Origin of the sequence: Kineococcus gurbantunggutensis (assembly GCF_050871925.1) — a bacterium.
Taxonomy (GTDB): domain Bacteria; phylum Actinomycetota; class Actinomycetes; order Actinomycetales; family Kineococcaceae; genus Kineococcus.
This window is the reverse complement of sequence record NZ_JBJLSG010000064.1, coordinates 1-26,412: the sequence shown is the minus strand read 5'-3', so window position 1 is coordinate 26,412 and position 26,412 is coordinate 1. Positions and strand designations below refer to the sequence as shown.

General features: G+C 77.6%; 20 protein-coding genes. 17 read left to right on the top strand and 3 right to left on the bottom strand.

All coding sequences use genetic code 11. The features are described from left to right. Window positions 1–135 precede the first annotated feature (135 nt). From ACRYR7_RS13405 to ACRYR7_RS13380, 6 genes are all read left to right on the top strand, one after another. Window positions 136–462, top strand: a complete 327-nt coding sequence (locus tag ACRYR7_RS13405; RefSeq protein ID WP_432572600.1) for a chorismate mutase — start codon at window positions 136–138, stop codon at window positions 460–462. Between the two features lie 9 nt (window positions 463–471). After that, window positions 472–1,644, top strand: a complete 1,173-nt coding sequence (locus ACRYR7_RS13400; RefSeq protein ID WP_432572599.1) for a DUF2332 domain-containing protein — start codon at window positions 472–474, stop codon at window positions 1,642–1,644. Window positions 1,645–1,738: 94 nt separating this feature from the next. Next, on the top strand, window positions 1,739–2,851 hold the full coding sequence (locus ACRYR7_RS13395) for an alpha/beta hydrolase family protein (RefSeq protein ID WP_432572598.1): 1,113 nt from the start codon (window positions 1,739–1,741) through the stop codon (window positions 2,849–2,851). A 75-nt stretch (window positions 2,852–2,926) separates the two neighbouring features. Next, a complete protein-coding gene (locus tag ACRYR7_RS13390) occupies window positions 2,927–4,216 on the top strand; it encodes a kynureninase (protein ID WP_432572597.1) in 1,290 nt (429 codons plus the stop codon). Continuing rightward, complete coding sequence (gene kynA / locus ACRYR7_RS13385; RefSeq protein ID WP_432572596.1) at window positions 4,213–5,079, top strand: tryptophan 2,3-dioxygenase; 867 nt, start codon at window positions 4,213–4,215, stop codon at window positions 5,077–5,079. Before ACRYR7_RS13390 ends, kynA begins: the two co-directional genes overlap by 4 nt. Further along, window positions 5,076–5,984 (top strand): endo alpha-1,4 polygalactosaminidase, encoded by a 909-nt coding sequence (locus ACRYR7_RS13380; RefSeq protein ID WP_432572595.1) that lies wholly within the window; start codon window positions 5,076–5,078, stop codon window positions 5,982–5,984. The genes kynA and ACRYR7_RS13380 overlap by 4 nt, the downstream gene beginning before the upstream one ends. Window positions 5,985–6,074: 90 nt before the next feature. On the opposite strand, the gene ACRYR7_RS13375 is transcribed toward ACRYR7_RS13380, so the two are convergent. Then, a complete protein-coding gene (locus ACRYR7_RS13375; protein ID WP_432572594.1) occupies window positions 6,075–6,707 on the bottom strand; it encodes a hypothetical protein in 633 nt (210 codons plus the stop codon). Beyond that, window positions 6,704–9,571: a fibronectin type III domain-containing protein gene (locus ACRYR7_RS13370; protein WP_432572593.1), complete on the bottom strand. Its 2,868-nt coding sequence runs from the start codon at window positions 9,569–9,571 to the stop codon at window positions 6,704–6,706. The genes ACRYR7_RS13375 and ACRYR7_RS13370 overlap by 4 nt, the downstream gene beginning before the upstream one ends. A gap of 358 nt (window positions 9,572–9,929) precedes the next feature. Here ACRYR7_RS13370 and ACRYR7_RS13365 point away from each other — a divergent pair, with 358 nt between their 5' ends. Genes ACRYR7_RS13365 through ACRYR7_RS13350 form a run of 4 tightly spaced genes read left to right on the top strand, consistent with a single transcriptional unit; the run spans window position 9,930 to window position 15,140 of the window. Beyond that, window positions 9,930–10,487: a hypothetical protein gene (locus ACRYR7_RS13365; protein WP_432572592.1), complete on the top strand. Its 558-nt coding sequence runs from the start codon at window positions 9,930–9,932 to the stop codon at window positions 10,485–10,487. Then, window positions 10,484–12,196 (top strand): hypothetical protein, encoded by a 1,713-nt coding sequence (locus ACRYR7_RS13360; RefSeq protein WP_432572591.1) that lies wholly within the window; start codon window positions 10,484–10,486, stop codon window positions 12,194–12,196. The genes ACRYR7_RS13365 and ACRYR7_RS13360 overlap by 4 nt, the downstream gene beginning before the upstream one ends. Continuing rightward, window positions 12,193–13,764: a DUF3492 domain-containing protein gene (locus tag ACRYR7_RS13355; RefSeq protein WP_432572590.1), complete on the top strand. Its 1,572-nt coding sequence runs from the start codon at window positions 12,193–12,195 to the stop codon at window positions 13,762–13,764. Before ACRYR7_RS13360 ends, ACRYR7_RS13355 begins: the two co-directional genes overlap by 4 nt. After that, window positions 13,761–15,140, top strand: coding sequence for a hypothetical protein (locus ACRYR7_RS13350; protein WP_432572589.1), 1,380 nt, complete (start codon window positions 13,761–13,763; stop codon window positions 15,138–15,140). The genes ACRYR7_RS13355 and ACRYR7_RS13350 overlap by 4 nt, the downstream gene beginning before the upstream one ends. A 97-nt stretch (window positions 15,141–15,237) precedes the next feature. On the opposite strand, the gene ACRYR7_RS13345 is transcribed toward ACRYR7_RS13350, so the two are convergent. Beyond that, window positions 15,238–16,188, bottom strand: coding sequence for an ABC transporter substrate-binding protein (locus ACRYR7_RS13345; RefSeq protein ID WP_432572588.1), 951 nt, complete (start codon window positions 16,186–16,188; stop codon window positions 15,238–15,240). Between the two features lie 350 nt (window positions 16,189–16,538). Between ACRYR7_RS13345 and ACRYR7_RS13340 the strand changes: the two genes are divergently transcribed. The 7 genes from ACRYR7_RS13340 to ACRYR7_RS13310 all read left to right on the top strand — a co-directional run bounded on the left by ACRYR7_RS13340 (window position 16,539) and on the right by ACRYR7_RS13310 (window position 26,373). Further along, window positions 16,539–18,143: an ABC-F family ATP-binding cassette domain-containing protein gene (locus ACRYR7_RS13340; RefSeq protein WP_432572602.1), complete on the top strand. Its 1,605-nt coding sequence runs from the start codon at window positions 16,539–16,541 to the stop codon at window positions 18,141–18,143. Window positions 18,144–18,207: 64 nt separating this feature from the next. Beyond that, the gene (locus ACRYR7_RS13335; protein WP_432572587.1) at window positions 18,208–20,904 is read left to right on the top strand and encodes a putative bifunctional diguanylate cyclase/phosphodiesterase; all 2,697 of its coding nucleotides are present in this window, start codon (window positions 18,208–18,210) and stop codon (window positions 20,902–20,904) included. Between the two features lie 180 nt (window positions 20,905–21,084). Continuing rightward, a complete protein-coding gene (locus tag ACRYR7_RS13330; protein WP_432572586.1) occupies window positions 21,085–22,380 on the top strand; it encodes a right-handed parallel beta-helix repeat-containing protein in 1,296 nt (431 codons plus the stop codon). Between the two features lie 237 nt (window positions 22,381–22,617). Beyond that, window positions 22,618–23,895: an ABC transporter substrate-binding protein gene (locus tag ACRYR7_RS13325; RefSeq protein ID WP_432572585.1), complete on the top strand. Its 1,278-nt coding sequence runs from the start codon at window positions 22,618–22,620 to the stop codon at window positions 23,893–23,895. 11 nt (window positions 23,896–23,906) lie between these two features. After that, the gene (locus ACRYR7_RS13320) at window positions 23,907–24,845 is read left to right on the top strand and encodes a carbohydrate ABC transporter permease (protein WP_432572601.1); all 939 of its coding nucleotides are present in this window, start codon (window positions 23,907–23,909) and stop codon (window positions 24,843–24,845) included. Continuing rightward, the gene (locus tag ACRYR7_RS13315) at window positions 24,842–25,756 is read left to right on the top strand and encodes a carbohydrate ABC transporter permease (RefSeq protein WP_432572584.1); all 915 of its coding nucleotides are present in this window, start codon (window positions 24,842–24,844) and stop codon (window positions 25,754–25,756) included. The genes ACRYR7_RS13320 and ACRYR7_RS13315 overlap by 4 nt, the downstream gene beginning before the upstream one ends. A 5-nt stretch (window positions 25,757–25,761) precedes the next feature. Further along, entirely contained in the window at window positions 25,762–26,373 is a 612-nt protein-coding gene (locus ACRYR7_RS13310) for a DUF624 domain-containing protein (protein ID WP_432572583.1), read from the top strand. Window positions 26,374–26,412 lie beyond the last annotated feature (39 nt).

Sequence of the window (26,412 nt, the reverse complement as noted above, 5' to 3'; positions counted from 1 at the left end):
AGATTAAGATAGCGATGAGTTTAGTCAGGTTAGAGTTGGAGCTAATCTCGTTGCGCGGCGCTCGGGGCCGCCGCCGCCCGGGGCGCCCGCGCCACCGGTAGCGTCCCGGGGGACCACCCCCAGGAGGACACCCCCGTGGACGACCCGCAGGACCGGCCGGCGCAGGCACCGGCCGCCCACGACGCCGAGCTGGCCTCGCTGCGCCGCAGCATCGACAACCTCGACGCCGCCCTGGTGCACCTGCTCGCCGAGCGCTTCAAGCTCACCGAGGCGGTCGGGCACCTCAAGGCCGCCCACCGGCTGCCGCCGGCCGACCCCGCGCGGGAGGCGGAGCAGACGGCGCGGCTGCGCCGGCTGGCCGTGGAGTCCGGCCTGGACCCGGTGTTCGCGGAGAAGTTCCTGGCGTTCGTCATCGCCGAGGTGATCCGGCACCACCGCGCCATCGGGGCGGTCGCGCGCTAGCGTCGCCCCGTGGCCGACGAGCGGGCTGAGGGCGGGGCGCGGCGGCTCGCGGACCTGCTGCACGCCCAGGCGCGCGCCTGCGCGGACCTGGGCTCGCCGCTGTACGCGCACCTGCTCACCCGCGCCGGCGAGGACGCCCTCGCCGGCGGCCCGGTGCGCCGGGTGCTGGCCGGGCACGAGGACGACCCGCCGGGTGCGGCGCTGCCGCTGCGCCTGCTGGGCGCCGCGCACCGCCTCGCCCTGTCCGGCGAGGCCCCCGGCTACGCCGCCCACCTGCCCAGCACCGGCGGCGACGGCGACGCGCGGGCGGCGTGGTCGGCGCTGTCCGCGCTGCTGGAGGACCCCGGCGCACCCGCGCGGGAGGCGCTGCGCGCCGGGCTGCGCACCGCCCCGCAGACCAACGAGGTGGGGCGCTCGGCGGCGCTGGCCGGCGGGCTGCTCACCGCCGTCGCGGGCGCGCTGCCCGCGCTGGGCCCGGTGGTGCCGGTGCGCCTGCACGAGGTCGGCTGCTCGGCGGGGCTGAACCTGCTGCTGGACCTGTTCCGCTACCGCGGCCGCGACGGGCGCACCCGCGGCCCGGCCGGCTCCCCCGTCGAGCTGGAGGCCGCGTGGGACGCCGAACCGCCCTCCTGGCCCGCGCCCGGCGCGCTGGAGGTCATCGAGCGCGTCGGCGCCGACCCCGACGCCGTGGACCCCGCCTCGCGGGAGGGCGCGCTGCTGCTGCGCTCGTACGTGTGGGCGGACCAGCCGCACCGCGCCGCCCGCCTGGAGGCCGCCCTGGACCTGGCGCGGCGCGTGCCGGTGCAGCGCCTGCGCACCGGGGCCGCGGACCTGCTCGACCGGCTGGAGCCGCGCGAGGGCGCGCTGACCGTGGTGCAGCACTCGGTGGTGTGGCAGTACCTGCCCGCGGACGAGCGCGCGGCCGCCGAGGAGCGCCTAGAGGAGCTGGGCGCGGCGGCCACGCGGACCGCGCCGCTGGCCCGGGTGGCCCTGGAACCGGGCGACGAGCGCGACGGCGACGGCGACGGGGGCGGCGGGGCGGCGGACGCGTTCGACCGCGGCGCGACCGGCTACCCGGTGACGGTGACCACCTGGCCCGGCGGGCACCGCCGCGTCGTGGGGAGCGCTCCCCCGCACGGCGTGCCGGTGCGCTGGCACGAGGGGCAGGCCCCGGGCGGCTGAGCGCGCGGACGCCCCCCTGCCCGCCGCCCGCTCCCCCACCGCCCCTCCCCCCGCCGCCCCTCCCCGCCGTCCCGCCCCGCCCCAGGAGCCCGCCGTGGACCCGCACCCCCTCGTCACCCTGGTCGTCGCCCCCGGCGCGCTGGCCGACCTGCGCACCGCGCGCGAGGTCCTCGAGCGCGCCGCCGCCGCGCACGGCGCCGGCGCGGAACTGCTCGCCCCCGCCGACGGCGGGGGGCTGCGCGCGGCGGTGGCGCGCGCGGCCGGGGCCGGGGAGTTCCTGCTGCTGCCGGCCGACCCGGCCGACCTCGACGCGTCCGGCCTGCCGCTGGACGGGGCGAGCGTGCTGCGCGTGGACCCCGACGACCGCCCCCGCGACCCCTCGACCGCGGTGCGCCGGCACCTGCGCGGGCGCGGGCTGGCCGGGATCCGGTACGCCGTGGACACCTGGTGGTTCCGCACCGCCTCCCCCGCGAGCACCCGCCCCTACGGCCCGGACCGCGACCAGCACGCCGACCTGCGCCTGCCCGCCGGCGCACCGCCGGCGGGCGGGTTCCCCGTCGCGGTCCTCGTGCACGGCGGCTACTGGCGCTCGCACTGGGAGGCCGACCTCATGGAGGCGGCGGCCGCGGACCTGACCGCGCGCGGGGTGGCGACGTGGAACGTGGAGTACCGGCGCCCGGCCGAGCACGGCTGGGACGCCACCACCGCCGACGTGGCCGCCGCCCTGGCCGCCCTGGCCGGCGCCGGCGCGCCGCTGGACCTGCACCGCGTGGTCGCCCTGGGCCACTCCGCCGGCGGTCAGCTCGTGGCGCGCCTGGCCGCCGACACGGCCGCCGACCCCGCCGCCCCGGTGCGCCCGGCGCTGACCGTGTGCCTGGCCGGCGTGCTCGACCTCGTCACCGCCGACCGCCGGAAGCTGGGCGCGGGCGCGGTCAGCGCCGCCCTGGGCGGCACGGCCCGCGAGCTGCCGCGGGTGTACGCCGCCTCCAGCCCCCTGGCCCGCCTGCCGGTCGGCGCGCCGCTGGCGGTGGTGTGCGGCCGGCAGGACGACCTGGACCTGCTCGACGTCAGCCGCGCGTTCGCCGCCGCCGCGCAGCGCGCCGGCGACGACGTGGTGCTCGTCGAGGGCGAGGGCGACCACTTCTCCGTCATCGACCCCTCCTCGGCGATCTGGCCCGCGGTGCTGGAGCTCGTGGCCCGCGCGTGACCCCGCGCCGCGGGCGGCGCCGCGCGCGCCGGGCGGCTGGCAGCATGAACGGGTGGCCGCACCCGAGGAGAGACCGTGACCGACACCGACACCACCCGCGCCGTCGCCGGCACCGACTGGCGCCGCCGGGCGGCCGAGCTGGACGCGGCCGACCCGCTGGCGTGGGCGCGCGGGGAGTTCCTGCTCGACGCCGCCCCCGGGGTGGTCTCCTACCTGGACGGCAACTCCCTGGGGCGCCCGCTGCGCGCCACCGCGCAGCGGATGGCCTCCTTCGTGCACGACGAGTGGGGCGGCCGGCTCATCCAGGGCTGGACCGACGACGGCAGCGGGCGCGGCGGCTGGATGCACTGGCCCGAGGTCCTCGGCGACCAGCTCGCCCGCGCCGCCCTGGGCGCCGGCCCCGGCCAGGCCGTCGTCGGGGACTCCACGACCGTGCTGTTCTACAAGCTGGCCCGCGCGGTCGTCGACGCCGCCGGCCCCGGCCGCGACGAGATCGTCACCGACACCGGCAACTTCCCCACCGACCGGTACGTGCTGGAGGGCGTCGCCGCCGAGCGCGGCCTGAGGGTCCGCTGGGTGGAGACCGACCCCGCCGCCGGCGTCGAGGTCGAGCAGGTGCGCGCCGCCGTCGGCGAGCGCACCGCGCTGGTGACCTTCAGCCACGTCGCCTACCGCTCGGGGCACCTGGCCGACGCGGCGGCGATCACCGCCGCCGCCCACGACGCCGGCGCGCTGGTGCTGTGGGACCTGTCGCACTCGGTGGGCTCGGTGCCGCTGGAGCTGGACGCCTGGGGCGTGGACGCCGCGGTGGGCTGCACGTACAAGTACCTCAACGGCGGGCCGGGCGCGCCGGCGTTCGGGTACCTCGCCGCCCGCCACCACGGGCGCCTGCACCAGCCCGTGCAGGGCTGGATGGGGCACGCCGAGCCGTTCACGATGGGCCCGGGGTACTCCCCGGCCGCCGGCGCGCGCTCGCTGGTCTCCGGCACGCCGCCGGTGCTGGCGATGGTGCCGGTGCGCGCGGGCCTGGACCTGCTGGAGCGCGCCGGGATCGGCGCGGTGCGCGCCAAGTCCGAGCTGCTCACCGCGTTCGCGCTGGACCTCGTCGACGACCTGCTCGCCGGGCACGACGTCGAGGTGGCCTCCCCCCGCGAGCCCGGGCGCCGCGGCGGCCACGTCACGCTGCGCCGCGCGGACTTCCGCGCCGTCAACGAGCGGTTGTGGGCCGACGGCGTCGTGCCGGACTTCCGCGCCCCCGACGGCCTGCGCCTGGGCCTGGCGCCGCTGTCCACCAGCTTCACCGAGCTGCTGGAGGGCGTCGTGCGCCTGCGCCGCGCCGTCGCGCGCAGCGGGGAGCAGCGGTGAGCGGCCGGGCCCCGTCCGGCGCGAACACCCGCCCCGTGGAGGAGGGCGTCGTGCGGGACTTCACCCGCGAGATGTCCTACGGCGCCTACCTGCACCTGGACGAGCTGCTGGGCGCCCAGCACCCCCTCAGCGTGCCCGAGCACCACGACGAGCTGCTCTTCATCGTGCAGCACCAGACCAGCGAGCTGTGGCTCAAGCTCGTCCTGCACGAGCTGCGCTCGGCGACGGGCGCCCTGGCCGGCGACGACCTCAAGGTCGCGCTGAAGAACATCGCCCGCGTCAAGCACGTCCAGCGCACCCTCACCGAGCAGTGGTCCGTGCTGGCGACGCTGACGCCCACCGAGTACGCCCAGTTCCGCGGGTTCCTGGCGAACTCCTCCGGCTTCCAGTCCCACCAGTACCGCGCGGTGGAGTTCGTCCTGGGCAACAAGAACGCCGCGATGCTCGACGTCTTCGCCCACGACGCCGCCGCGCACGCCCAGCTGCAGGACCTGCTGCACGCCCCCAGCCTGTACGACGAGTTCCTGCGCCTGCTGGCCCGGCGCGGGCACGCCGTGCCCGAGGAGCTCCTGGCCCGCGACGTCACGCTCGCGCACGTGCACACCCCCGCCCTGGTGCCGGTGCTGCGGCGGGTCTACGAGCGCGCCGAGGACTTCTGGGAGGAGTACGAGGCGTGCGAGGAGCTGGTCGACCTGGAGGACAACTTCCAGCTCTGGCGCTTCCGGCACCTGAAGACCGTCGAGCGCACCATCGGCTTCAAGCGCGGCACGGGCGGCTCCAGCGGCGTGGGTTTCCTCGCCAGGGCCCTGGAGCTGACGTTCTTCCCCGAGCTGTACGCGGTGCGCACGGAGATCGGCACGTGAGGGCCCCCGCCACCGCCGCGGTCGCGCTCCTGCTCGCGCTCACCGCCTGCGCCGGCGGCGAGGCCGCCCCCTCCACGCCCGCCCCCTCCAGCCCCGACGCCCCGCGCACGAGCGCCCCCGCCGCCGCGGACCCGACCGCCACCACGATCGGGACGACCACCCCGGAGGACACCGTGACCCCGCAGCAGCGCAGCGCCGGCTGGTGGCGCCCGGAACCGGGCACGCCCTGGCAGTGGCAGCTCTCCGGCGACCTGGACCTGAGCGTCGACGTGCCCGTCTACGACGTCGACTACCAGGTCCCCCGGGAGGTCGTGGACCGCCTGCACGCGCAGGGCCGCCGAGTGATCTGCTACGTCAGCGCCGGCACCGTCGAGGAGTACCGCGACGACGCGCACCGCTTCCCCGACGAGGTGGTCGGCAACGTCCTCGGCGACTGGCCCGACGAGCGCTGGCTCGACGTGCGCCGCCTGGACGTCATCGGCCCGGTCCTGCTGGAGCGCCTGGACGTCTGCCGCGCCAAGGGTTTCGACGCCGTCGAACCCGACAACGTCGACGCCTGGGCCAACGACAGCGGTTTCGACCTCACCGGCGAGGACCAGCTGCGCTTCAACCGCTGGCTGGCCGCCGCCGCGCACGAGCGCGGCATGGGCGTGGCGCTGAAGAACGACCTGGACCAGGTGCCCGAACTCGTCGGCGACTTCGACTTCGCGGTCAACGAGTCCTGCGCCCGCTACGAGGAGTGCGACGCCCTGCAGCCCTTCGTCGACGCCGGCAAGGCCGTCCTGCACGTCGAGTACGGCCTCACCCCGGCGGAGTTCTGCGAGGTGGGCCACCGGCCGGGGTTCTCCTCGATGCTCAAGGAGGGCGACCTCACCGCCTACCGGTACGTCTGCGACCACGGCTGAGCGTGCTGCGGCCGGTCGTCGCGCGGGGTCGGCTCCGCGCGGCCCGCGGCGGGTGGGGCGGGGACCCCACCGCCGCGGGTCGGTGGAGGTTCAGCACGAATCCCAGCGCCAGCGGCCGGACTCGCTGCGCCAGCGCTCGGCGGTGACGTCGTGGCCGGGCAGCGCGTAGGCGTAGTCGACGCTGGCGGTGGTGCCGTCGACGCGGGTGGTGAGCGCGGTGACGGGGGTCAGGCCGCCCACGGCGGCGGCGGCCTCGCGCACCCGCTCGGTGGTGGTCCCGGGCAGGCAGCGCCGGGAGGCCAGCCCCCGGGCGGTGCCGACGTCGCCGCTGAGGACGGCGTCGGAGCGCAGCCGCACGGCGACCTCGAGGTCCGTGGTGGCGCCGAGGGGCGCCGGCGGGGCGACCGCCGCCGGGGAGGTGGCGGGGGTCCCGGCCACGCCGGCGGCAGCGGTGGTTCCGGTGGTGGTTCCGGCGGTGGGGCCGGTGGGTGCCGCGGCGGCCGGCACCGGGTCCGTGGTGCCGGGGGCGGGCGCCGGGTCCGCGACCGCGGTACCGGCCGAGGTGCTGGCCGGGGCGGGCGCCGCCGGGGTGGTGGCCGCGGTGGCGGCCGGGGTGGGCGGGTGCTGCGCCGGCTGTCCGCCGGCGGGCGAGCCGCAGGCGGCCGTCGCCGCGACCGCGGTGAGCGCGGTCGCGGCGACGGCCAGGGCGAGGGCCCTGCTCACCAGGCGTACACGGTGTTCGAGGCGTCGGACGCCGCCCCGGCGCCCGCGGCGGTGACGGCCTGCACCGTGAACCGGTAGCGCGCGCCGCGCACCGGGAGCACGACCTCGGCGCTGGTCGCCCCGGCGGGCGTCAGGGCGGGGGCCACCACGGTGGCGACGGGTCGGCCGAACAGGGACAGCTGGGTGGCGGTGACGCGGTACCCGAGCACCGGCGAGCCGCCGGTGGAGGCGGGAGCGCTCCAGCGCGCGGTGGCGGTGGTGCGCCGGTCGAGCAGCGACCCGGAGGACGCGGTGCCGATGCGCGGGCTGCCGGGCAGCGTGACGACGGGCGCCGGGGTCGGCGCGGGGGTCACGGGCGTCGGCGCGGGGGTGACCGGCGTCGGCGCGGGGGTGACCGGCGTCGGCTCCGGCGTCACCGGGGTCGGCTCCGGCGTCACGGGCGTCGGCTCCGGCGTCACCGGGGTCGGTGCGGGCACGGCGGGCACGACGGCGGCCGAGCGGGGTGAGGGCACGCCGGTGCCGACGGCGCTGAGGGCGAGGACGTCGAACTCGTAGGAGCGCCCGTTGGTCAGCCCGGTGACGGGCAGGGTCAAGGTGGACGCGCCGGTCACCTCGGTGGCGGCCTCGGCCCTGGGGGAGCCGTCGACGAAGCGGCGCACGAGGTACCCGGTGACGGGGGCGCGGTCGGCGGCGGGAGCGGGAGCGGTCCAGGTGAGGGTCGCGGAGGCGTCGCCGGCGGTGGCGCTGGGGGTCCCCGGCGCGGAGGGCGCGCCGGTGTAGCCGCCGCGGTCGGGCACGGTGGCCACGACGGTGTCCGCGGCGCCCGCGGTGGTCCACGCAGAGCGCTGCCCGCCGTAGCTCTGCAGCGCGAGGGGGGACGTGGCGGTGGCCGGGACGGTCAGCGGCACGGCGGCGCCGGTGGGGTTGCTGACGTGCACGCCCTCGTCGTCCAGGTAGGCGGTGACGCGGTCCTGCGCGCGCTCCCAGGCGGCCGAGCGCGCGAGCTGCTCGGCCTGCTGGCTCAGGGTCAGGGTCACCAGGGGGGCGTCGGCGGTGCGGGTGGCGCGGTACTGCTCCAGGACGCCCTGGACGACCGGGTACAGCAGGCCGTCCTCGGCGAGGTTGGACTGGTGCGCGTAGAAGGGGCGCGGGTCGTCGGCGAGGACGCGGCGCAGGGCGTTGCGGACCTCGAGCGGCTGGAGGTAGCGGTCGTAGCTGTCCCGCGCCTGCTCGGGCGTGCCGGCCGGCAGCGGGGTGATGCAGGTGCTGGTGAGCGGGTTCGCCTCGCAGATCCCGCCGCCGCCGTCCGCGGCGGAGGTGTAGTACCAGTTGTACTCGTCGATCTGGTCCTGGTAGGTGCCGGCGTTGTAGTAGACGTTCATCGGGTGCCGCGGGACGGTGAGCGCGGCGCCGACGCTGCGCTGGGTGCTCTCGCGGGAGGCGTCCGAGGCGATCGCGGTCACGCCCGCCGCGGCCAGCGCGGGGGCCAGGAACGGGTTGTCGGCCGGCTGGTTCGTCGTCCGCAGGCCGGAGTGCTCGCCGGTGACGAGCTCGGCGGGGTTGAACCCGGGCAGGGAGTTCGCCCTGGCCCAGGCGATGTTGTCCGTGAGCTGCTTCGTGGTGAAGTCCTGCGAGGCCCAGTACAGGCCCCCGCTCTCCTGGCCGGGCACGTCCGCGTCCTGGCGGGGAGTCTCGGTGGGGCCGGTGGCGCAGCGCCACGGCTGGCCGGCGACGGTGGGGGCGATCTGCACGCAGCCCAGGTAGGGGTGGGTGTAGGTGTGGTTCACCCAGGTGAACTCGTCCTTGCGGGCCAGGAACGCGTCGGTGAGCGGGTCGGCGCCGGCGTTCTCGGCCCTGGCCGCCTCGCTGCCGCCGCCGTTGAAGACCATGGTGAGCGCGAAGCCGTTGGCCTCCTGCCACTGCGACAGGCGCTGCACGTCCCCGGCGGTCATGCGGATGTCGGTGGTCGCCACGGACGGGTCGACGCAGTCGTCGCCGGGGGTGCAGTTCCCCGCGACGCTCCAGCGGCCGTCGGGCAGGAACACGTCGTCGACCTGGACGTCGAAGTACGAGCGGTGGTGCCCGAGGTGGGTGCCGCGGGTCGCCCAGGAGACGATGCCGTGCCCGACGGTGTTGAACCACTGCATCGAGTCGTTGTAGGCGGCGGAGACCATGAGCTGCTCGCGGCCGCCGGACCAGTACTCCCACGCCAGGGCGCCGGTGCTGGCGCCGCGGGTGGCGGTGAGCAGCGGGGTGACGCGCTCGCCGGGGAGCAGCGCCTCGGCGGGCTGCGCGAGGTAGCCGTACACCTCGGTGGCGGCGGCGAAGTCGTCGACGGGGAAGGACCCGGACAGCTCGGAGAACCCGTCGGCCTTCCCGGCGCCGGTCACGGTGCCGGTGGCGCCGTCGAGGGCACCGGCGTAGGTGGAGGTCGCGCCGGTGCCCTCGCCCGGGTAGACGTAGGCGTTGACCTGGCGCACGCCGTAGCGGTTCTCGTAGGCGGCCAGCGCGGCCAGCTCCGCCGGCTGCACCCCCCCGGGAGCGGTGCTGGGCAGGACGACGGCCTGGTAGCGCGCGGCGCCGGTCGCGGGGTCGACGAGGAACCGCTCGTCGATCGCCGGGCGGCCCGGCGCCGACAGGTCGACGCGCGCGTGGGGCACGCCCTCGCGGTCGAGCTGCACCGCGATCGCCTCCACGGAGGGGCTGCCGTCGCTGACCACGAGGACCCTCAGCTCCACGCGCGCGCCGGTGGCGGCCTGCGCCGGCAGGGCCGTCAGGGGCAGGGCCAGCGGTGCGGCCAGGGCGGCCACGAGCAGGCGCGCGGCGGTTCGGGATCGGCGTGCGGTTCGGCGCCGGGTCGGCATCGGGTCCTCCGTGTCGGTCGGGGTGCGCCGGGAACGTACGTCGCCGCGCGGGGGCCGCCGCCGGGTTCCGGGCGGGATGCACCCCCTCGCGCCGGGGGGTTCACCCGCTCCCCCGGGGGCGTGACGGGAACAGTCGAAGGCGTGACTCTGCGTGTTCATCGTGGCGGGGTCGCGGCCCCCGGCCGCGGGACCGGCCCGGTCGCCGGAGCCGGCGGTGACCCGTTGCCCCCAACGGGTTCACCCGGGAGCGCGCACGGGTGAACCCGGGGGCCACCCCGGCGCGGTCCGAGCACGCCCCGTTACCGTCGAGGAGGCTCACAGGTCACGGCGCGCTCGCGCCGGTCGAGGGGGGAGAACGATGGCGGGTCGCCGGTGGGGGCGTGGTGACGCGACGGGCAGCGACGAGGCGGAGCTGCGCGCGGAGGTCGAGCGGCTGACGCAGGAGGTGACGCGCCTGCGCCTGGAGCGGCAGCGCCCGGTGGGCATCGGCAGCGTCGCCGAGCAGCTCAGCGCGCTCACCGCCGCCGCGGACGCCGGGACCCGCGGCGCCGGCGAGGACCTGGAGGCGCAGGACCGGGCGCACCACGTCCTGGCGCAGGCGGAGTCCATGCGGCAGTCGCTGCTCGACGTGCTCGACCAGCTCGTCGTGGCCGCCTCGCAGATGCAGCGCCAGCTCCTGGCCGGCAGTTCCGTCATGGAGATCGACCGCCGCGTGCTCGACCGCCGGCGCCGCGCCGCGGACCGCGCGCCGGGGACCGCCGAGGAGGTCCTCGCCCCGCGCTCGTTCGAGCCCGGGACGTTCGAGGCGGGGACGTTCGAGGCGGGGACGTTCGAGGCCGGGACGTTCGAGCCGGGGACCCTCGAGCCCGGGGCGTTCACCCGCGGCGCGCGCGTCGCCGACGCCGCCGGCCGGTGAGCGCCCAGAGCCCCGCGGCGCGCCCCGCCGCGCGCCCGGTGCCGCGCACCGACCTGCGCGTGCTGGTGCTGGCCGGCACCGGTCAGGACGCCGAGGACCCCGCGACGCGGTTCTGGTCGCAGGTGCTGGAACGCACCGGCTGCCCGCACGAGGTGCACCGGCCGACGGCCGCGCGCCCGCTGCTGGGCACGGACCTGCAGGACGCCGACGGCACCGGCCGCTTCTGCGCGGTGGTGCGCACCACGGGCACCGCCGCGGACGTGGACCCCGCCAGCGCCGCCGCCCTGGAGCGCTACCGGCGCCGGCACGGCGTGCGGCTGCTGCGCGCCTACGAGTTCCCCGGCCCCGACGCCGGCCTGGCCGACGTGGTCGGCGGCCCGGCCGACGGGCTCACCGCCCGCCCCACCGCCGTCGGCGCGCGGGTCTTCGGGTACCTGCGCGACGAGGTGCCCGTGGCCGCGGGCTGCTGGGCGTACCTGGGCCGGGAGCTGCCCGGGGGGCCGTTCACGCCGCTGCTGCGCACCGCCGGCGGGCAGCCCCTGGCCGGGGTCGTCAGGACCGGCGACGGCCTGGAGGACCTGCTCGTCCTGGTGAACACCGCCGAGGACTCCCTGCACGGCGCGCTGCTGGCGCGCGGCCTGCTGGCCTGGGTCACGCGCGGCACCCACCTCGGCGCCGTGCGGCACGCCCTGTCCTGCCACGTCGACGACGTCTTCCTGCCGAACTGGGCCGTGCCCGGGGTGCGGGTCGGCGAGAGCGCGCCGACGGTGCGGATGACGCCCGGCGACGTGGCGGCCGTCGTGGACTGGCAGGAGGCGAACTCCTTCACCCTCGACCTGGCGCACAACGGCGCCGGCGCGTCCGACGACGACCCCCTGACGCGGGCGCTGCTGCAGGTGGCGGACCGCTTCCGCTGGATCAACCACACCTGGGACCACCGCGACCTGGACGCGCTGGACGCGACGGCGCTGCGCGAGCAGGTCGAGCGCAACCAGCGCTGGGCCGAGCGCGCCGGGGTCCCGGCCAGCGCCACCGCCCTGGTCACCGGCGCCCACACCGGGCTGGGCAACCCCGCCCTGCCCGCCGTGCTGGCCGGCGCGGGCGTCACCGCGCTGGCGTGCGACGCCTCGCGCGGGCCGGGCCCGTCCTCGCTGGGCCCGGCCACGTTCGTGCCCCGGCACCCCACCGAGGTCACCACCCACGTCAGCACGTGGCCGCAGCTGCTGGCCGACCAGGAGCGCGTGCACGGCGCGCCCGCCCCCACGCGCGAGCAGTTCCTGCGCGCGCAGGGCGAGCAGGTGCTGGGCCGGGTCCTGGCCGGCGACCCCCGGCCGCTGTTCGCGCACCAGTCGAACCTCACGGGCGACCGGGTGCTGCTGGACCTGCTGCAGCGGGTCCTGGACGAGCACGCGCGCCTGCTGGCGCCGGGCACCGCCCTGCTGAACCCCTCGATGGACGAGGTGGCGCGGGAGCTGGGCCGCCGCGAGCGCTGGCGGCAGGCGCTGGCCGCGGGCGCGGTGCGCGCCCGCGCCGGCGGCGGGGAGCTGGTGCTGACCGCGGACGTGGACGTGGAGTTCCCGGTGACGCTGCCGGCGGGCGCGGCGGCGGGCGAGCCGTACGCGGGCGCGCGCTGCGGCTGGGTCGCCGTGCCCGGCGGCGGCGAGGTCGCGCTGCGGCTGCCGGCGCCCGGCGCGGGGGGCGCCGTGTGAGCGCGACCGCGACCCCGCCCACCCCGGGCGCCGCGCCCGCCGCGCCCGTCCCGGGCCGCGCCCGGGCCGCCGGGGCGCGGGTGACGCTGTTCACCGAGGGCACCTACCCGTTCGTCGTGGGCGGGGTCAGCACGTGGTGCGACCTGCTGCTGCGGGGCCTGCCGGACGTGCGGTGGTCGGTGTTCGCGCTGACGGGCGAGGACTCGGAGGAACCGGTCTTCGAGCTGCCCCCCGGTGCGCGCCTGGCCGGGCACCTGCAGCTGTGGGGGCCGCGCGAGCCGCGCCGCACCGGCCCGCGCCCGCCCGGGCGGCGGCGCCGGCGCACCACCCTGGCCGCCGAGCTCGTGCGGGGCCTGCTGGGCTGGTCCCCGGACCCGCTGGACACCGTGCCGGCGCTGGTGTGGTGCCGGCTCAACCCCGACCTGGTGCTGCCCACGTTCCGCGCGGAGGAGACGTGGCGCGCGTACGTGGAGGAGCTGGCGGGCGTGCTGGAGGAGGACCACCCCGAGGTCGTGGGCGGGGCGCCGTTCGACCTGGACCGCGCGGTGGAGACCTACCAGACGATCTCGTGGATCGCCCGCACCGCCGCCGAGCCCACGCCCGAGGCGGACGTGTCGCTGGTGACGGCGGCCGGGTGGTCGTGCGTGCCCGCCGCGGTCGACAAGGCGCTGCACGACCGGCCGGTGGTGCTCTCCGAGCACGGCGTGTATGTGCGGGAGAACTACCTGGCGGCGGTGCGCTCCGGCGCCGACGCCGCCTCGCGGTTCGTGCCCACCCGCCTGGCGCGCGGGCTGACCCGCCTGGCGTACGCCGTCTCCGACGTCGTGACGCCCGTCGCGGAGGCCAACGCGGCGTGGGAGGAGGGGCTGGGCGTGGCGCCCGAGCGGATCCTCGTCATCCCCAACGGCGTGCCCGCCCCCGGCGAGCCGGCGCCCGCCCCGCGCACCCGCACGGTCGTCAGCGTGGGCCGGCTGGACCCGCTCAAGGACGTGCCGACGATGCTGCGGGTCGCCGCGGCGGTGCGCCGGCGCGTGCCCGACGCGACGTTCCTGCACTACGGCCCGGTGCCGCGCGGGCAGGAGGGCTACGCGCAGGGGTGCTCCGAGCTGCACGCGGCCCTGGGCCTGGGCGAGGGGTTCCGCTTCATGGGGCCCACCAAGGACCCCACCGGCGTCGTGCGCGAGGCCGACGTGGTGCTCATGACGAGCATCTCGGAGGGTTTCCCGATGTCGGTGCTGGAGGCGCTGTCGCAGGCGCGGCCGGTGGTCACCACCCTCGTCGGCGGGGTGCTGGACGCCATGCGCGGGGCCGGGATGACCGCCCCGCCCGGCGACGTGCACGGCTTGGCGGACGCGGTGAGCACGCTGCTGCTGGACCCGGGGTTCGCCGAGCTGCTGGGCCGGCGCGGCCACGCGCGGGTCACCCGGCTCTTCGGCCAGGACCGCTGCCTGGACGGCTACGGCGCGGTGCTCGGCGCCCTGGCCGCCGACGTCCGGGCCGGCGCGGCGGGGACGACGGGGGCGGGGACGGGGACGACGGGGACGACGGCGGGGACGGGGGTTCGGTGAGGATCACCGAGGGGCAGGCGGCGGCGCGGGTGCGCGCCGCGCTGGGCAGGGAACCGCAGGACGCGCTGGAGTCCGCGGTCGTGCTGGAGGCCTGGGGCGGTCTGGTGCCGCGGGTGGCGATGCCGCTGGCGCGCAGCGGCACCGCCGCCGTGCGCGCGGCCGGGCCGACCGGGTCCGCCGGGATCGCCGGGCCCGCCGGGTCCGCGCAGGAACCCGGGGAACCGGGGGACCCCGCACCGGCCGAGGAGCCGGCGGTGCGACGGCAGCGGGAGGTCACGCCCAGCGACCCCCGCGAGCTGCTGGGCCTCGTCGCGGCGCTGCTGGCCACCACGGCGTGGGTGGGGCCGCTGAGCGCGGAGTTCGGCACCGCCACCACCGAGCTGGCGTGGAAGCTGGCGCTGCCGGTGAGCTTCGCCCTGCAGTGGCTGGTGCGTCGGCGCTGGCTCACCGACGCCGACGGCCTGGGGCGCCTGCGCGCCGAGCGCGGCCCCGTCCTCGCCGTCGGCGCGGCGTCCCTGCTCGTGCCGCTCGGGGTGCTGCTGGCCCCCGCCCACGCCCTGGCCGCGGCGCTGGTCGTCACCTGGGTCGGCAGCCTCGTCGCCGTCGTGCGCGGCTGGGGCGTGCCCTACGCGCTGGCCCTCGTGCTGGCCTCGGCGGCCGTGCACGCCGGGCTGCCGGTGCGCTGGGACGTGCTGGCGGTGGTGCTGCTGACGCAGGGCACCGTCGCCGCGGCCCTGCTCACCACCGCGCCCTCGGTGCGCCCGCCCACGCCGTGGCGGCGCTCCCTGCCGGCCGCCGCCGTCGGCGCCGGCACCGCGCTGCTCGTCGTGCTGGACCCCTCCGTGGGGTGGGCCAGCTCGGCGTCGTTCCCCGTGGTCGCGCTCGTGCCCTCCCTGCTGGGCAGCATCTGGGCCAACCGGCACCTGGACCGCGTGTGGACGGTCCTGCTGGACGTCCTGGCCTCCACGCGGTTGCGCGAGCACGCCCGCTCCCGCGCGGCCGGCGTGTTCGGCGCCATCGTGGCCGGCGCGTTCGCCCGGCTGCTGCTGGTGACGGCCGCCGCCTCCCTCGTGCTGGGCGCGCTGCTGCACCGCGGCGGCGCCCCCACCTCCGGGGTGGCGGGCCTGCTGCTCGGCCTGGGCTGCTTCGGCGTGGTGGGTTTCCTCGCGGGCCTGCTGGAGTCGTACTCCCGGCTCGTCGCGGCGGGCGCGGTGGTGCTGGCCGCGCTCGCCGGCGAGGTGCTCGCCGCCTCCGGCGCCGCGGGCGCGCAGGTGCCGCCGCTGGCGGTGGCCGCGCTCGCGGCCACCGCGGCCGCGGTGCCGCCGCTGGTGCGGCTGGTGCGCCAGCCGGCGCGCACGCTCGCGACGATGCTGTAGGGGTTCCCGGGGTTCCTCGGTTTCCCGGGGTTGCCCGGGGTTCCCGCGCGCGGGTGCGGGTCCGGCACCCGCGCGCGGGTCCAGCACCCGCGCGGCTTCAGTACGCGCGCGCGGCGACCTGCTCGGCGGTGACCGAGCGGTCGAAGACGCCGCCCGGGACGGTCGTCGAGGCGGGCACGTCCTCGCCGGCGGCGACGCGGCGCAGCACCCGGGCGAGCTGGTCGCCGAACTGCGGGTCGCACTCCACGACGAGGTCGAGGTCCCCGGCGGCCAGGGCCCGCAGGGCGTCGCGGGTGCCGTCGACGGAGACGACCCGCACGTCCACGCCGGGGCGGCGGCCGGCGGCGCGCAGCGCCTCCACGGCGCCGAGCGCCATGTCGTCGTTGTGGGCGAACACCAGGTCCAGGCCGGGCCAGGCCTCCAGGGCCGCGGCGGTCACGTCGCGCCCGCCGGCGCGGGTGAAGCCGCCCGTGGCCGCGCCGACGACCGCGTCGCCGACGAGGGCGTCGAAACCCTCCTGCCGGCCGACCTGCGCGCCGGAGCCCAGGGTGCCCTGCAGCTCGAACACCTCCGCGCCGGGGGCGTTTCGGAGCACCCACCGCCCGGCCCGGCGGCCCTCGGCGCGGAAGTCGGCGCCGATGCGGGTGACGTAGGCGTCGGGCAGGGCGGTGGTGATGCTGCGGTCCACGAGGACGACGGGGATGCCGGCGTCGCGGGCCTCGCGCAGCACCTGGTCCCAGCCGTCCTCGACGACGGGCGAGAAGGCGATGACGTCGACGTCCTCGGCGATGAAGCGGCGCAGGGCGGCGACCTGGCCCTCCTGCTTCTGCTCGTCCTCGCTCAGGCGCAGGTCGAAGCCGTGCTCGGGGGTGAGGGCGGCGCGCACGGAGGCGGTGTTCGCCGCCCGCCAGCTCCCCTCGGCGCTGAGCTGGGAGAAGCCGACGCGGACCGCGTCGCCGTCCTCCCGGGGCGCGCCGCACGCGGCCGGCGCCAGCGCGACGGCGACCGCCAGGACCGCCGGCAGCAGGCCCCGCCCCCCTCGTCGCACCCCGGCGCACCTCACGCCCCGCCATCGGCACCGGCGGCGGCGGGCTTGAGGCGGGCGCGGGGAAAACGGGTTGCCGCCCGGTGCGGGGCGGGCGCACGGTGGTGGTGCCCAGTCGTCGAGCCGAGGAGGCCCCGGGTGCTCAGCTGACGTGCCCCCGCACCCCGGACCGCGCGCGCCGCGCGCGGTCCTCGCGCGACCACGTCACCCCGGGAGCCCCCGTGCCGAACCGCACCGACCCGACCACCGCGAACCCCACCACCGCCGGTCCCGCCGCGGACCCGGCCGCCGGTCCCGCCGCGGACCCCGCGCGCACCGCGACGGGCGCCACCACCTCCCTCGCGCTGCGCGCGGTGACGAAGTCCTACGACCACCGCGTCGTCCTGGACGGCCTGACGGCCTCCTTCACCCCCGGCGCGGTCACCGGGGTCGTCGGGGAGAACGGCTGCGGCAAGTCCACGCTGCTGCGGCTGCTCGCCGGCGCCGAGCGGCCCGACGCCGGCCGCGTGGTGGCCGTGGCGAGCGCGGGGCTGGCGCACCTGCCGCAGGACTCCCCCGCCCCGCCGTCCTGGACGGTGCAGCGGGTGGTGGACGAGGCGCTGGCCGACGTGCGCCGGCTGGCGCGGCGGATGCGCGAGCTGGAGGAGCTCATGGCCCGCCCGGACGGCGCGGACGTGGAGGCCGTGCTGGCCGAGTACGGCGAGGTCGGCACCGCGTTCGAGCTGCGCGGGGGCTGGTCGGCCGACGCGCGCGTCGAGCGGGCGCTGGCCGGTCTGGGGCTGGCCGGGCTGGAGCGGTCGCGCGCGCTCGGGGAGCTGTCCGGCGGGCAGCGCTCGCGGCTGCACCTGGCGGCGCTGCTGGCGGCCGACGCGGAGGTCCTGCTGCTGGACGAGCCCACCAACCACCTCGACGACGCCGCGGCCGGCTGGCTGGAGCAGCACCTGCGCGCGCGGCGGGGCACCACCGTGGTGGTCTCGCACGACCGGGAGTTCCTGGACCGCGCGGCCGCCGAGCTGCTGGAGGTCGACGCCGGGCGCGCCGCGCGCTACCCGGGCGGCTACGACGCCTACCTGGCGGCCAAGGCCGCCGAGCGGGCGCGGTGGGCGGGCGAGCGCGCCGCCTGGGAGGAGCGGGTGCGCCGGCTGCGCACCACCGGCGACGCGGTCGCGCGCCGCGACCCCCCGGACCGCCCGCCGCGCGACGGCGACAAGATGGGCTACGACTTCAAGGGCGGGCGGGTGCAGGAGTCGCTGGCGGCGCGGGTGCGGGCCAACGCCGAGCGGCTGCGCCGCCTGGAGGCGGCGGAGGTGCCGCGGCCGCCGGCGCCGCTGCGGTTCACCCCGCCGGGCGGGGTGCGCGCGCGGGCCGGGGCGCACCTGGTGGCCGAGGGCGTGGCGGTGGCGGGCCGGCTGGCGCCCGTGGACGTGCGGGTCGAGCGGGGCACCCGGCTGCTGGTGACCGGCGTCAACGGCAGCGGGAAGTCCACGCTGCTGGACGTGCTGGCCGGGGCGCTGGCCCCGGGCGCCGGCACGCTGCGCCGGCGCGCGCGCACGGGGCTGCTGCGGCAGGACCCGCCGGCGCCCGTGCCCGGGCAGGACGTGCTGCGCGCCTTCGCCGCCGGCCGGCCCGGGGACGCGGAGGAGCACGCGCGGCGGCTGCTGGCGCTGGGGCTGTTCCACCGCGAGCAGCTCGGCGTGGAGGTGGCGCGCCTGTCCACCGGCGGGCGGCGGCGCCTGGAGCTGGCGCGGCTGCTGGCGGACCCGCACGACGTGCTGCTGCTGGACGAGCCGACGAACCACCTGGCCCCGCGGCTGGTGGAGGAGCTGCAGGCGGCGGTCGCCGCGTTCGACGGCGCGGTCGTCGTCGTCAGCCACGACCGGCGCCTCCGGGCGGGCTGGGGCGGGCGGGTGCTGGCGCTGCAGCCGGTGGGCGGCCCCGCGGGTGCGCCGTCCGGGTGAGGTCCGGGCGCGCGGCGGGCGGGCGGCCCTCACGTCGGCGGCGCTGCGCGCCGATGGTGCCCGGGTGGGACCGACGACGGAGCGAGCCGCGGTGCGCCGGCTGCGGGAGCGCCCTGTGTGGCAGCACCTCGCGGCCCTCGTCGTCGTGCCCCTGCTGGCCACCGGCGCCGTCTCGGCCGCCTCGGTGGCCGACCGCACCCGCGAGCTGCGCACGGCGGGGCAGGCCGGTTCCCTCATGCGCGCGGCCACCGAGCTGGACGCGCTGCGCCGCGCGGTGGACAGCGAGCTGCTGCCCACGCTGAGCCGCAACGTCACGCGCGACCGGGCGGCGGCGCAGGCCGCGGGGTTCGGCGAGCGGCGCGCGCTGCTGTACCTGGACGCGGTGAACCGGCTGCAGCTGGCCCGGCAGCTCACCGACCGCGCGGTCTCGCGCATCGGCGCCTCCTCGCCGGCGGCGGTGAGCACCTCGCTGGCCGTGCACCGCCTGCGCACGGTGCGCGCGGCCGCGGACCAGGGCACGGCCAGCACCGAGGCGCTGGCGGACCTGTACGTGGGGCTGTCGGACTGGCTCTCGCACGCCGAGGAGCAGGTCATCACGCGCACCACCGCCACGGGGCTGAGCGAGCGCAGCGCGCTGGCCGTCAACGACGTGACCCTCGTGGTGGAGCTGACGCAGCAGGCCAGCCGGGAGGTGCCGGCGGCGTTCGCCGCGCGGGTGCTCACCGGCGGGGAGCAGGTGCGCGCGCGCCAGCGGGCCGCGCACGTGGTGGGCAGCTACCGGGAGATGTCCGAGGCGACGTCGGAGCTGTCGACGGCCTCGATGCGGCTGGGCTGGGCGGCGGCGACCGGCAGCGGGCCGGCGCGCGAGCTGCGCGCGGCGTTCGGGGCGGAGACGCGCGAGCCGGGCCTGCTGTCGGGGCCGGACCTGCTGGACCTGGCCGCCGCCAGCGCGCAGCGCGACCGGGACCTGGCACGGCTGCTGGAGCGCGCGGTGGACACGGCCGTGGCGGCGGTGGACGCCGAGCGGGAGGCGGCCGCGGCGCGGCTGCGCACCACGCTGCTGCTGTGCCTGCTGGTGCTGGCCGGGGCGCTGGCGGCGGCGGGGGCGCAGGGCCGCTGGCTGGCCGGCTCGCTGCGGCGCCTGGCCGACGCGGCGCGGCGGGTGGGGCAGGGCGAGCTGGTGGACGTGCCCGAGGGCGGCCCGCTGGAGACGCGCACCGCCGGGCGCGCCCTGGCCGGCGCGGTGGCCGGGCTGCGGCAGGTGCGCGACCAGGCCGACGCGCTGACCCGCGGGGACCTGGCCGGCGCGCTGCGCGAGCAGCCGCTGCCGGGCCCGCTGGGCGAGGTCGTGCAGGCCTCGGTGCAGCAGCTGGTGCGCGCGGTGCAGCAGCGCGACCACCTGCAGACCGAGCTGGCCCACCAGGCGGCGCACGACCCGCTGACGGGGCTGCCGAACCGGGCGGCGGCGCTGCACCTGCTGTCGGGGGCGCTGGAGCGCGCCGGGCGCCGGGGGGCGACCACCGGCCTGCTGTTCGTGGACCTGGACGGCTTCAAGGCGGTCAACGACGCCGCCGGGCACGCGGCGGGCGACGAGGTGCTGCGGGAGGTGGCGCGGCGGCTGCGCGCGTGCGTGCGCGGCGGCGACGCGGTGGGCCGCCTGGGCGGGGACGAGTTCGTGCTGCTGGTGGAGGACGCGGCCGGCGAGGACGTGCTGGTGGAGCTGGGCGAGCGGGTCGTGGCCGCGGTGCGCCGGCCCGTGCACGTCGCCGGGGACGCGGCCACCGGGGCGGCGGGGCGGGCGGTGCGCGTGGGCGCCTCGGTCGGCGTGGCGGTGGCGCGCGGGTCGGCCACGGGCGCGGAGGTGCTGCTGGCGGAGGCGGACTCGGCGGTGTACCGGGCCAAGTCGCGCGGGCGCGGGCGCGTGGAGGTCTTCGACGACGTGCTGCGCGCGGAGCTGGCCGCGCGCTCGGACCTGCAGTCGGCGCTGCGCGAGGGGCTGCGCCGCGGTGAGCTGACGCTGCACTACCAGCCGGTGGTGGACCTGGCCGACGGCTCGCTGGCCGGGTACGAGGCGCTGGCGCGCTGGGACCGCCCGGGGGTGGGGCCGGTGCGCCCGGACGTGTTCGTGGCCGCCGCGGAGGCGTCCTCGCTGGTGTGCGACCTGGGGCGCTGGGTGCTGCACGAGGCGACGGCGCAGCTGGCCCGCTGGCGCGAGCAGCGCCCCGGCGCCTGGCCGGAGCCGGGCGCCGGCCCGGAGCCGACGGTGGCGGTGAACGTCTCCGGGCGGCACCTGACCGACCCGCGGCTGCTGGAGGACGTGGCCGACGCGCTGGCGGCCTCGGGCCTGCCGCCGCACCTGCTGGTGCTGGAGATCACCGAGACGGTGCTGGTGGACGACCCGCTGGCCACCGCGCACCTGCAGCGGCTGCGCGCCGGCGGGGTGGGCGTGGCCATCGACGACTTCGGCACGGGCTGGACGTCCATCGGGCAGCTGCCGACGACCCCGGCGGACACCCTGAAGATCGACCGCAGCTTCGTGGCCTCCACCGACCCCGGCCGGCGCGGGCTGGTGGCGCTGACGGTGCGGGCCGCGCACACCTTCGGGCTGCGGGTGGTCGCCGAGGGCGTGGAGGACGCCGAGCAGCTGCGCTGGCTGCGCGAGCAGGGCTGCGACACGGCGCAGGGGTACCTGTTCGCGCGTCCGATGCCGCCGGTCGAGGCGGCCGCGTGGCGGCGGCCGGCGGTGGCGCTGACGGCCTGAGCCGGGCGCGGTCCCTGCCGCACCCGGCAGGAACCTGCACCGGCGGCCCGCCGGGCTCGCCGGGCGGGCCCGCGGCTGCCAGCCTCCTGCGCGGCGGTGCCGGGGACCACGGGCGCGGCCGCCCCGCGCGGGGCACCCGCGCGCGCGACCGGGGTCGCGGTGGAGCAGGAGGAGGACCGGATGCGCACGGCGAGCACGAGGGGCGCGGCGGGCGGCGGGCGCGCGCGGGAGCGGCGGCGCGGGGCGCTGCGGCGCCTGGCGGCGGTAGGGGCGTGCGGGGCGCTGCTGTGCGCCGCGCCCGGCGCGGCGGCGGCCGCGGACGGGCCGCGGACGTGGTGGGTGGGCCCGGGCGGCTCGATCCAGGAGGCCGTCGACCGGGCCGCCTCCGGCGACACCGTGGAGATCGCCGCGGGCACGTACCGCGAGGCGGTGTGCGTGGTGGGCAAGGGCCTGACGATCCGCGGCGCCGGGCGCGAGGCGACCACGATCACCTGGCCGGACTGGGGCGCGGGCGCCCCGCTGCCGGAGGTCGCGCCCACGCCGTGCTGGGAGGCGCAGGAGCGCGCGGACGAGGAGGACGACGGCACCACCCTGGCCGACGACGTCTCGGGCCTGTTCTTCCTGGGCCCGGACGCGCCGGTGCGCGTGCAGGACCTGGGCACGCTGAACCACCCGGCGAACGGCGTCGCGGTGTGGGGCGGCTGGGGCGTGGAGGTGCGCGGCACCAGGGGCGTGGCCCACGAGCGCTACGGCGTGCTGGCGGCCGACTCGCACGACGTCGTGGTCGCGGACAACCTGGAGCTGGGCTGGGACCGCGGGGCGCCGTGGTACTCCGGCACCGCGGGCGTCTCGGTGGGCGACTCCGACGGGGCGCGCGCCGGGGTGCTGGGCAACACGGTGGTCGGCTACAACCTGGGCGTCTTCGTGAAGGAGTCGCGCGGGGGCACCGTGGCGGGCAACACCCTGACCGGCAACTGCGCCGGCGTGCTGCTCTTCGACGACTCGGCCACCGAGGTGCCCGACACCACCCGCCACGTGGAGGGCGGGGACTGGGCGGTGGTGGACAACACGGTCACCGCCAACAACCGGTACTGCCTGGTGGGCCGCGACGGCACCCAGCGGGTCTCGGGCACGGGGGTGGCGGTGACGAACGCCGACCACGTGCTGGTGGCGCGCAACACGATCACGGACCACCGGCCGTGGACGCCGGAGGGCGCCGAGCCGGTCAACTTCCCGTCGGGGGCGGTGGCGCTGGTCGCCTTCGCGGCCCCGCCGGGCACCGACCCGGCCGGTGCCGTGCCGCCGGGGACGGTGGAGGACGTGCTGGTCACGGGCAACACCACGGCCGGCAACGTCCCGCAGGACGTGTGGGTCACCCACGCGGTGCCCGGCAGCCCGCTGCAGGACCCCGGGGCCCGCGTCGTCGTGGAGAGCAGCGGCTGCACCGTCGCGAGCCTGGCCGAGCGCTGCGGCTGAGGGCCGCCGCCCACCCCCGGGGGCGCCCCGTCCGGCACGGCCGGACGGGGCGCCCCCGGCGTGTCGCGCGCCCGTTCCGTGCATCGTTGCAACAGTGCGGTCGGGGGTGGTGGACCGACCCGGTGGAGTTGCTTGACGACCTCCCGGGTCGCACCTACTCTCCCGGTAAGCGTTTTCTCTGCATCGATTCAAACCACGGGCCGGCACACCGGTCCCCCGAGCAACGGAGCTCAGACGATGAAGAACCGATCTGTCCTCACGATCGCCGCCACCCTCTGCGCGGGCGTGCTCGGGCTGACCGCCTGCGGGGGCGGCGACGCCGGCGGCGAGGCCTCCGCGGAGGGCCCCGTGACCCTGGACTACACCTGGTGGGGCAGCCAGGACCGCGCCGACCGCATGACGAAGGCGATCGCCGCGTTCGAGGCCGCCCACCCCGACATCAAGATCAACCCGAACTTCACCGACTACGACGGCTACTGGCAGAAGCGGGCCACCGAGGTCGCCGGCGGCGGGCTGCCCGACGTCATGCAGTTCGACATCTCCTACCTGCGCCAGTACGCCGACCGCGGCGCCCTGCTGGACCTGGAGGAGGTCTCCGACACCCTCGACACCAGCGGCATCGCGGAGACCCTCAAACCCTCCGGCCAGATCGACGGGGCCACCTACGGCGTGCCCATCAGCACCAACGCCCTGGGCCTGTTCTACAACCCCGCGATCGTGCAGCAGGCCGGGGTGGCCGCCCCCACGGGCGACATGACCTGGGACCAGTTCAACGCCTGGATCGCCGAGGTCAGCGCCAAGGCCCCCGAGGGGGTCTTCGGCAGCGGCGACTACACCGGCACCTTCTGGCTGTTCGACATGCACCTGCGCCAGCAGGGCAAGCAGGCGATCACCGAGGACGGCGAGGTCGGGTTCACGAAGGCGGAGCTGAAGCAGTGGTGGGAGTCCACCGCCGAGCTGCGCGCGGACGGCTCCCTGATCTCCGCCGAGCGCACCACCCAGCTGCTGCCGAAGTCCCCCTTCGGCGGCGGCGAGTCGGCCACCGAGTTCAGCTGGGACAACTTCCTGGCCGGCTACCTCGCCGACTCCGGCGCGGAGAAGCTGGAGATCGTGGCGCCGCCCAGCGACGGCGACGACAAGGGCCTGTTCCTCAAGGCCTCGATGGTGTACTCCATCGGCGCCGGCGCCGAGGACCCCGAGGCCGCCGCCGAGTTCGTCGACTTCATGGTCAACGACCCGCAGGTCGGCCAGATCTTCGGGACCTCCCGCGGCATCCCGGCCTCCCAGACCCAGCGCGACGGCACCACCTTCGAGGGGGCCGACGCCCAGATCGTCGCCTACGAGGAGTCCCTGGCCGGCGAGCTCGGCGACAGCCCGGCGCCGCTGGCCATCGGCTTCGGCACCGCCGAGTCGGCCTTCAAGCGCATCAGCGAGGACATCAACTACGGCCGCACCAGCGTCGACGACGCGGTCGAGGAGTGGTTCGCCGAGGCCGAATCGGCGCTGCAGCAGTGAGCACCGTCGAGCTGCGCGAGGCCGGCGCACCCGTCGCGCCCGCCGCGGGCGCCGGCCCGCGGAAGGCGCGGCGGGCCGAGAACCGGATCGGCTACGCGTTCCTCGCGCCGTGGCTCATCGGGTTCTTCGTCCTCACGGCCGGGCCCATGCTGGCCTCGCTGTACCTGGCGTTCACCGACTACAACCTCTTCCGCGCCCCGGAGTGGGTGGGCCTGGAGAACTTCTCCCGGCTGCTGGAGGACCCGCGCTACCTGCAGTCCATCAAGGTCACGCTCGTCTACGTGCTCATCGGCACGCCGGTCAAGCTGGCCGCCGCGCTGGCCGTGGCGCTGCTGCTCAACAGCGGCATGCGCGGCCAGGGCTTCTACCGCTCGGCGTTCTACGCGCCCTCGCTCATCGGCGCCAGCGTCTCCATCGCCATCGTGTGGAAGGCGATGTTCTCCGACGCCGGCATCGTCGACGTGGTCCTCACCGGCCTGGGCGGCGAGCCCGGCGGCTGGGTCGGCGACCCGGACAAGACGATGCCGATGATGATCCTGCTGGCCACCTGGCAGTTCGGCGCCCCGATGGTCATCTTCCTCGCGGGCCTGAAGCAGGTGCCCAGGGAGCTGCACGAGGCCGCGGCCGTGGACGGGGCCGGCTCGCTGCGCCGGTTCTGGAACATCACCGTGCCGATGCTCTCGCCGGTCATCTTCTTCAACCTGCTGCTGGAGACCATCAACGCCTTCCAGGTGTTCGCCTCCGCGTACATCATCTCCGGCGGCCAGGGCGGCCCGGCGGGCTCGACGCTCTTCTACACCCTGTACCTGTACCTGCGCGGCTTCCAGGACTCGCGCATGGGGTACGCGTCCGCCATGGCGTGGGTGCTGGCCCTGGTCATCGGCCTCATCACCGCGGTGATGTTCCGCACGTCCAACGCGTGGGTCCACTACAGCGGGGAGTCCAAGTGAGCACCGCGACCTCGACCACCACCGCCACCGCGCCGGCGGGGCAGCCGCCCGTCTCGCGCAGGGCGAAGCGCCAGCAGGGCGCCCTGGGCCGCTCGGTGCTGCTGCACGTGCTGTCCGTCGCCGTGCTGGTGGTGGCGCTGTACCCGGCGGTGTGGATGCTCGTGTCCTCCTTCAAGCCGACGAACGAGATCGTCGGCGACCCCTCGCTGCTGCCCAGCAGCGCGGGCCTGGACAACTTCCGCACCGCGCTGGCCGGCATCGGCGGCGTCTCCTTCTGGACGTTCACCTGGAACTCGCTGCTGCTGGCGGTGCTGTCCGTGGTGGGCACCGTGCTCTCCTCGGCGGTCACGGCGTACGCCTTCGCCCGCATCGACTTCGCCGGCCGCAGGGTGTGGTTCGCGATGATGATCGGCACGCTGCTGCTGCCGTTCCACGTGCTGATCATCCCGCAGTACATCGTGTTCCAGAAGCTCGGCCTGGTGGACACCTTCGTGCCGCTGCTCATCGGCAAGTTCCTGGCCGCCGAGGCGTTCTTCGTCTTCCTCATGGTTCAGTTCATGCGCAACGTGCCCAAGGAGCTGGACGAGGCCGCGCGCATCGACGGCTGCGGGCACGTGCGCATCTTCGGCAGCATCATGCTGCCGCTGCTGCGCCCGGCGGTCATCACCTCCTCGATCTTCGCCTTCATCTGGAGCTGGAACGACTTCCTGGGCCCGCTGCTGTACCTGAACTCCCCGGAGAAGTACCCGCTGCCGCTGGCGCTGCGGCTGTTCGTGGACCAGACCAGCGTGTCCGACTACGGCGCCCAGATCGCCATGTCGGTGCTGGCGCTGCTGCCCGTCATGCTCTTCTTCCTGGTCTTCCAGCGCTTCCTCGTGGACGGCGTGGCGACCCAGGGCCTGAAGGGCTGAGGGGCGTGTCCCGCCGGGCCGGCGCCCCCGGCGCCGCGCGCCGCGCCCCCCGGGCGGCCGGCGCGGGCGAGTCCTTCGAGCTGTTCGCCGAGACGCTGCTGACCGGCGTGGTGGTGGCGCTGCTCTCGCTGCCGCTGGTGACGGCCCTGCCGGCCGTGGCCGCCGGCACCGAGCACCTGCGCCGGCACCGCGCCGGGCGGGCCTCGGGCGTGCGGGTGCTGCTGCGCACCGCGCGGGCCGCGCTGCGCGGCTCCTGGGGCGTCTCCGCCGCGACGCTGGCGGCGCTGGCCCTGCTGGGGTTCAACGCCCTCGTGGCCAGCGGTCCCCTGCCCGGCGGCGGGGCGCTGCTGGCGCTCACGGCCCTGCTCGCGGTGGCCGTGGTGGTCGTCGCGCTGCGCGCGGCGGGCTCGTGGCGGCCCGGGGCGTCCTGGCCGGCGCTGGCGCGCGGCGCGGCCCGCGCCGCGGCGGCCGACCCCGGCGGCTCGGCCCTCGTGGCCGCGTCCGCCGGCTTCGTGGGCCTGCTGGCGTGGATGCTGCCGCCGCTGGCCCTGCCGGGCGCGGGCGTCGTCGTCCTCGGCCTCGTGGCCGTCGAGGCGCGCCGCTCCCCGGCCCCCTGAGGCCCCGCTCCCCCGCACCCCCACCCCGGCCCCGCCGCC

Excerpts from the sequence above, each read along its gene's own strand:
- ACRYR7_RS13325 (WP_432572585.1), top strand. The coding sequence starts at position 22,618 with ATGAAGAACCGATCTGTCCTCACGATCGCCGCCACCCTCTGCGCGGGC.
- ACRYR7_RS13330 (WP_432572586.1), top strand. The coding sequence starts at position 21,085 with ATGCGCACGGCGAGCACGAGGGGCGCGGCGGGCGGCGGGCGCGCGCGG.
- ACRYR7_RS13370 (WP_432572593.1), bottom strand. The coding sequence starts at position 9,571 with ATGCCGACCCGGCGCCGAACCGCACGCCGATCCCGAACCGCCGCGCGC.
- ACRYR7_RS13365 (WP_432572592.1), top strand. The coding sequence starts at position 9,930 with ATGGCGGGTCGCCGGTGGGGGCGTGGTGACGCGACGGGCAGCGACGAG.